Origin of the sequence: Pseudomonas sp. DrBHI1 (assembly GCF_002205115.1) — a bacterium.
GTDB lineage: Bacteria > Pseudomonadota > Gammaproteobacteria > Pseudomonadales > Pseudomonadaceae > Aquipseudomonas > Aquipseudomonas mosselii.
In genome coordinates this window covers 1-4373 of record NZ_NIBE01000021.1, presented here as the reverse complement: position 1 = coordinate 4373, position 4373 = coordinate 1, and the positions used below count along the sequence as shown (strand labels likewise).

At 65.4% G+C, this 4373-nt stretch carries 4 protein-coding genes and 2 pseudogenes; 5 read left to right on the top strand and 1 reads right to left on the bottom strand.

The window, feature by feature from the left end; translation table 11 throughout:
• The 4 genes and pseudogenes from CC207_RS03615 to CC207_RS03600 form a co-directional block, all read left to right on the top strand.
• A pseudogene (locus CC207_RS03615) lies at positions 1 to 219 on the top strand (SAM-dependent methyltransferase); the annotation flags it as partial.
• 13 nt (positions 220 to 232) lie between these two features.
• Complete coding sequence (gene rnhA / locus CC207_RS03610) at positions 233 to 679, top strand: ribonuclease HI (RefSeq protein WP_028690529.1); 447 nt, start codon at positions 233 to 235, stop codon at positions 677 to 679.
• A gap of 150 nt (positions 680 to 829) precedes the next feature.
• Entirely contained in the window at positions 830 to 1585 is a 756-nt protein-coding gene (gene dnaQ / locus CC207_RS03605; RefSeq protein ID WP_028690530.1) for a DNA polymerase III subunit epsilon, read from the top strand.
• A 92-nt stretch (positions 1586 to 1677) separates the two neighbouring features.
• The gene (locus CC207_RS03600; RefSeq protein WP_088851605.1) at positions 1678 to 3921 is read left to right on the top strand and encodes an arginine/lysine/ornithine decarboxylase; all 2244 of its coding nucleotides are present in this window, start codon (positions 1678 to 1680) and stop codon (positions 3919 to 3921) included.
• On the opposite strand, the gene CC207_RS03595 is transcribed toward CC207_RS03600, so the two are convergent.
• The gene (locus CC207_RS03595; RefSeq protein WP_028690532.1) at positions 3905 to 4123 is read right to left on the bottom strand and encodes a hypothetical protein; all 219 of its coding nucleotides are present in this window, start codon (positions 4121 to 4123) and stop codon (positions 3905 to 3907) included. The two genes, CC207_RS03600 and CC207_RS03595, sit on opposite strands and share 17 nt — an antisense overlap.
• A gap of 158 nt (positions 4124 to 4281) precedes the next feature.
• On the opposite strand from CC207_RS03595, the pseudogene CC207_RS26620 reads away from it, so the two are divergent.
• A pseudogene (locus CC207_RS26620) lies at positions 4282 to 4373 on the top strand (NAD(P)H-dependent oxidoreductase); the annotation flags it as partial.

Genomic DNA, 4373 nt, shown 5'->3' with positions numbered 1-4373 from the left:
GCCTCGCCGGCCTGGCAGCAGCGTCTGGCCGGCTGGGAGCGGGTGGCGGGGGGCTGGCAGAGTGCCGGGGGCGGCGTCTACCTGCTGGTGGCGCGCAAGATGGTGGTCGGCCTGCGGCCGCTGCGCCTCGAGCGCCGCGAGCCGATGGGCAAGCTGTTGCCGCTGCCATTGGCCAAGGTCAACCGCAGCGCCACCCACCCCGATTCCGAAAAGCACTGAACACGAGTGGTACATGAGCGATAGCGTCGAGATCTACACCGATGGTGCCTGCAAGGGCAATCCCGGCCCGGGCGGCTGGGGCGTCCTGATGGTTTTCAAGGGCGTCGAGAAGGAACTGTGGGGCGGCGAACGCGAGACCACCAACAACCGCATGGAACTGATGGCCGCGATCGAAGGCCTGAAGGCGCTCAAGCGCGAGTGCGAGGTGGTGCTGACCACCGACTCCCAGTATGTGATGAAGGGCATCAACGAGTGGATGACCAACTGGAAGAAGCGTGGCTGGAAGACCGCCGCCAAGGAGCCGGTGAAGAACGCCGACCTGTGGATGGCCCTCGATGAACAGGTCAACCGGCACAAGGTGACCTGGAAGTGGGTGCGTGGGCATATCGGCCACCCGGGCAACGAGCGGGCCGACCAGTTGGCCAATCGTGGGGTTGATGAGGTTCGCGCGCAACGTTGATTGTGTTGCGGGCCATCGCGGGGCAAGCCCGCTCCCACGAGATGACTGCTGGCTGCGTGGGAGCGGGCTTGCCCCGCGATGACCGCAAAACGGCCCCGATTTCGTTATACTCCCACCCCGAATTCAAGCACCGCCAGTTGGAGTCCCCGCGTGGAGCAGCAGCAAGACAAACGGTTCGTCATCCTCGACACCGAGACCACCGGCATGCCGGTGGCCGAAGGCCACCGCATCATCGAGATCGGTTGCGTCGAAGTCGTGGGCCGGCGCCTGACCGGGCGGCACTTCCACGTCTACCTGCAGCCCGACCGCGACAGTGACGAGGGCGCGATCAACGTCCACGGCATCACCGACGCTTTCCTGGTCGGCAAGCCGCGTTTCGGCGATGTGGCCGAGGAGTTCTTCGAGTTCATCCAGGGCGCCACCCTGGTCATCCACAACGCGGCGTTCGACGTCGGCTTCATCAACAACGAGTTCGCGCTGATCGGCCAGCAGGACCGCGCCGACATCTCGCAGCACTGCCCGATCCTCGACACCCTGATGATGGCGCGCTCGCGCCATCCGGGGCAGCGCAACAGCCTCGATGCGTTGTGCAAACGCTACGGCATCGACAACTCCGGCCGTGAACTGCACGGCGCATTGCTCGACTCGGAACTGCTGGCCGACGTCTACCTGGCGATGACCGGTGGCCAGACCAGCTTGTCGCTGGCGGGGGATGGCGCACAGGACGAAGAGGGGCAGGGCAGCACCGGCAGTGAGATCCGTCGGATTAGCGGTCGTGCTGCCGGTAAGGTGATCATGGCCAGCGATGAAGAGCTCGAGGCCCATGCCGAGCGCTTGGCGGCCATTGCCAAGTCGGCAGGTGGGCCGGCGATGTGGCAGGTGCTGACCGAGCCGACCGCCAGCTGATCCAAAGACAGTACCGGCCCTATCGCGGGGCAAGTCGCAGCGGCGATGGCATCAACTACCCTGAGGGAAAAGCCCGCAGAGGTAGCCGCCCGATGTACAAGGACCTCCAGTTCCCGATCCTCATCGTCCACCGGGCCATAAAGGCCGACAGCGTCGCCGGCGAGCGGGTGCGCGGCATCGCCGATGAACTGGCCCGTGACGGCTTCGCCATCCTCGCCGCCGCCGACCAAGCCGAAGCGCGGCTGGTGGCCGCCACCCACCACGGCCTGGCCTGCATGCTGATCGCCGCCGAGGGTGTCGGCGATAACAGCCGGCTGCTGCAGAACATGGCCGAGCTGATCCGCCTGGCCAGGCTGCGCGCCCCCAACCTGCCGATCTTCGCCCTGGGCGAGCAAGTCACTCTGGAGAACGCCCCGGCCGAGGCCATGGGCGAACTCAACCAGCTGCGCGGCATCCTCTACCTGTTCGAAGACACCGTGCCGTTTCTCGCCCGCCAGGTAGCGCGGGCCGCGCACAGTTACCTCGACGGCCTGCTGCCACCGTTCTTCAAGGCTCTGGTGCAACACACCGCGCAGTCGAACTATTCCTGGCATACGCCGGGCCACGGCGGTGGCGTGGCCTATCACAAGAGTCCGGTGGGGCAGGCCTTTCACCAGTTTTTCGGCGAAAACACCCTGCGCTCGGACCTGTCCGTGTCGGTCCCCGAGCTGGGCTCGCTGCTCGACCACACCGGCCCCCTGGCCGCCGCGGAGGCGCGGGCGGCGCGCAACTTCGGCGCCGACCATACCTTCTTCGTCATCAACGGCACCTCCACCGCCAACAAGATCGTCTGGCACGCCATGGTCGGGCGTGGTGACCTGGTGCTGGTGGACCGCAACTGCCACAAGTCGGTGGTGCACGCGATCATCATGACTGGCGCCATCCCTCTCTACTTGTGCCCGGAGCGCAACGAACTGGGCATCATCGGGCCGATTCCGCTCAGCGAATTCACCCCGGCGTCGATCCAGGCGAAGATCCAGGCCCACCCGCTGGCCCAGGGGCGGTCGGCGAAGATAAAGCTGGCGGTGGTCACCAACTCCACCTACGACGGGCTGTGCTACCACGCCGGCCTCATCAAGCAGACCCTCGGCGCCAGTGTCGAGGTGCTGCACTTCGACGAGGCCTGGTTCGCCTACGCCGCCTTCCATGAATTCTTCGTCGGCCGCTACGCCATGGGCACGCCGCGCGGCGATGAGGGCCCACTGCTGTTCAGCACCCATTCGACCCACAAGCTGCTGGCCGCCTTCAGCCAGGCGTCGATGATCCATGTGCAGGACGGCGCCTCCCGCCAGTTGGACCGCGACCGTTTCAACGAGGCGTTCATGATGCATATCTCCACTTCGCCGCAGTACAGCATCCTCGCCTCGCTGGACGTGGCCTCGGCGATGATGGAGGGCCCGGCCGGGCGTTCGCTGCTGCAGGAGATGTTCGACGAGGCTCTGAGCTTTCGCCGGGCGCTGGCCAACCTGCGCGAGCATATCGCCGCTGACGACTGGTGGTTCAGCATCTGGCAGCCGCCGCAGGCCCAGGGTGGCGAGCGGCTGGAGGCGGCGGACTGGCTGCTGCAGCCGGGTGCCGAATGGCATGGCTTTGCCGAGCTGAGCGACGACTATGTGCTGCTCGATCCGCTCAAGGTCACTCTGGTGATGCCAGGGGCCGGTGGCGGCGCGGGCGAGCACGGCATTCCGGCCGCAGTGGTCAGCAAGTTTTTGTGGGAGCGGGGGCTGGTGGTGGAGAAGACCGGCCTGTACAGCTTCCTGGTGCTGTTCTCGATGGGCATCACCAAGGGCAAGTGGAGCACGCTGCTCACTGAACTGCTGGAGTTCAAGCGCCACTACGACGCCAATACCGCGCTGGCCGAATGCCTGCCCAGCGTGGTGACGCCGCAGCCGTCACGCTACCAAGGGCTGGGGCTGCGTGACCTGTGCCAGCAACTGCATGCCTTCTACCGCGGCAATGCCACATCCAGGCAACTCAAGCTGCTGTTCACCCGTTTGCCCGAGGTGGCGATGACCCCGGCCGAGGCCTATGACCGGATGGTGCGCGGGGAGGTGGAGGCGGTGCCGATCGAACAACTGCTGGGCCGGGTCGCGGCGGTGATGCTGGTGCCGTACCCGCCGGGAATCCCCTTGATCATGCCGGGCGAGCGCTTCACCGAGGCGACCCGCTCGATTCTGGTCTACCTGGACTGTGCCCGGGCTTTCGACCAGGGCTTCCCGGGCTTCGTCGCCGATGTGCATGGCCTGCAGTGCCAGGGGGCGCTGTACACCGTCGATTGCGTCAAGGAATACGAATGATCTCGACGCCGGTCTGGGCCAGCTCGAAGCGGTCGTCACCCAGGTGGTTGACGCGGTCACCGATAGCCAGGCGATAGCTGGTAACCGGCGCGCCGAGGGTGCTGCCGTCGGCCTGGAGGGTGGACTCCTGGAACTCGTGGACCGGGTAGATACGGCCTTCGGCGTCGCGGGCGTGGAACTGGCCGACCATTACTGCTGCCATTTAGGTGGAAACCTCTGAATCGTGTAGGAAATGTCTGTAGGCATAGACCAGTGAAACGCCCGGGAAGTTTTCAGCCGAATGGAAAAAAACCGCGAAGCCGAGGAACGGTCATCTATAACTAACAGGTCCCATTCCCAGAGCAGAGGTTGCAAAACGCCATGAGCCAGGTTTATTCGGTAGCGGTCGTCGTCGGCAGCTTGCGCAAGGAGTCCTATAACCGCAAGGTGGCCCGCGCGCTGTCTGAGCTGGC

Coding starts and splice junctions, on each gene's coding strand:
- rnhA (WP_028690529.1), top strand. CDS start 233: ATGAGCGATAGCGTCGAGATCTACACCGATGGTGCCTGCAAGGGCAAT.
- CC207_RS03595 (WP_028690532.1), bottom strand. CDS start 4,123: ATGGCAGCAGTAATGGTCGGCCAGTTCCACGCCCGCGACGCCGAAGGC.
- CC207_RS03600 (WP_088851605.1), top strand. CDS start 1,678: ATGTACAAGGACCTCCAGTTCCCGATCCTCATCGTCCACCGGGCCATA.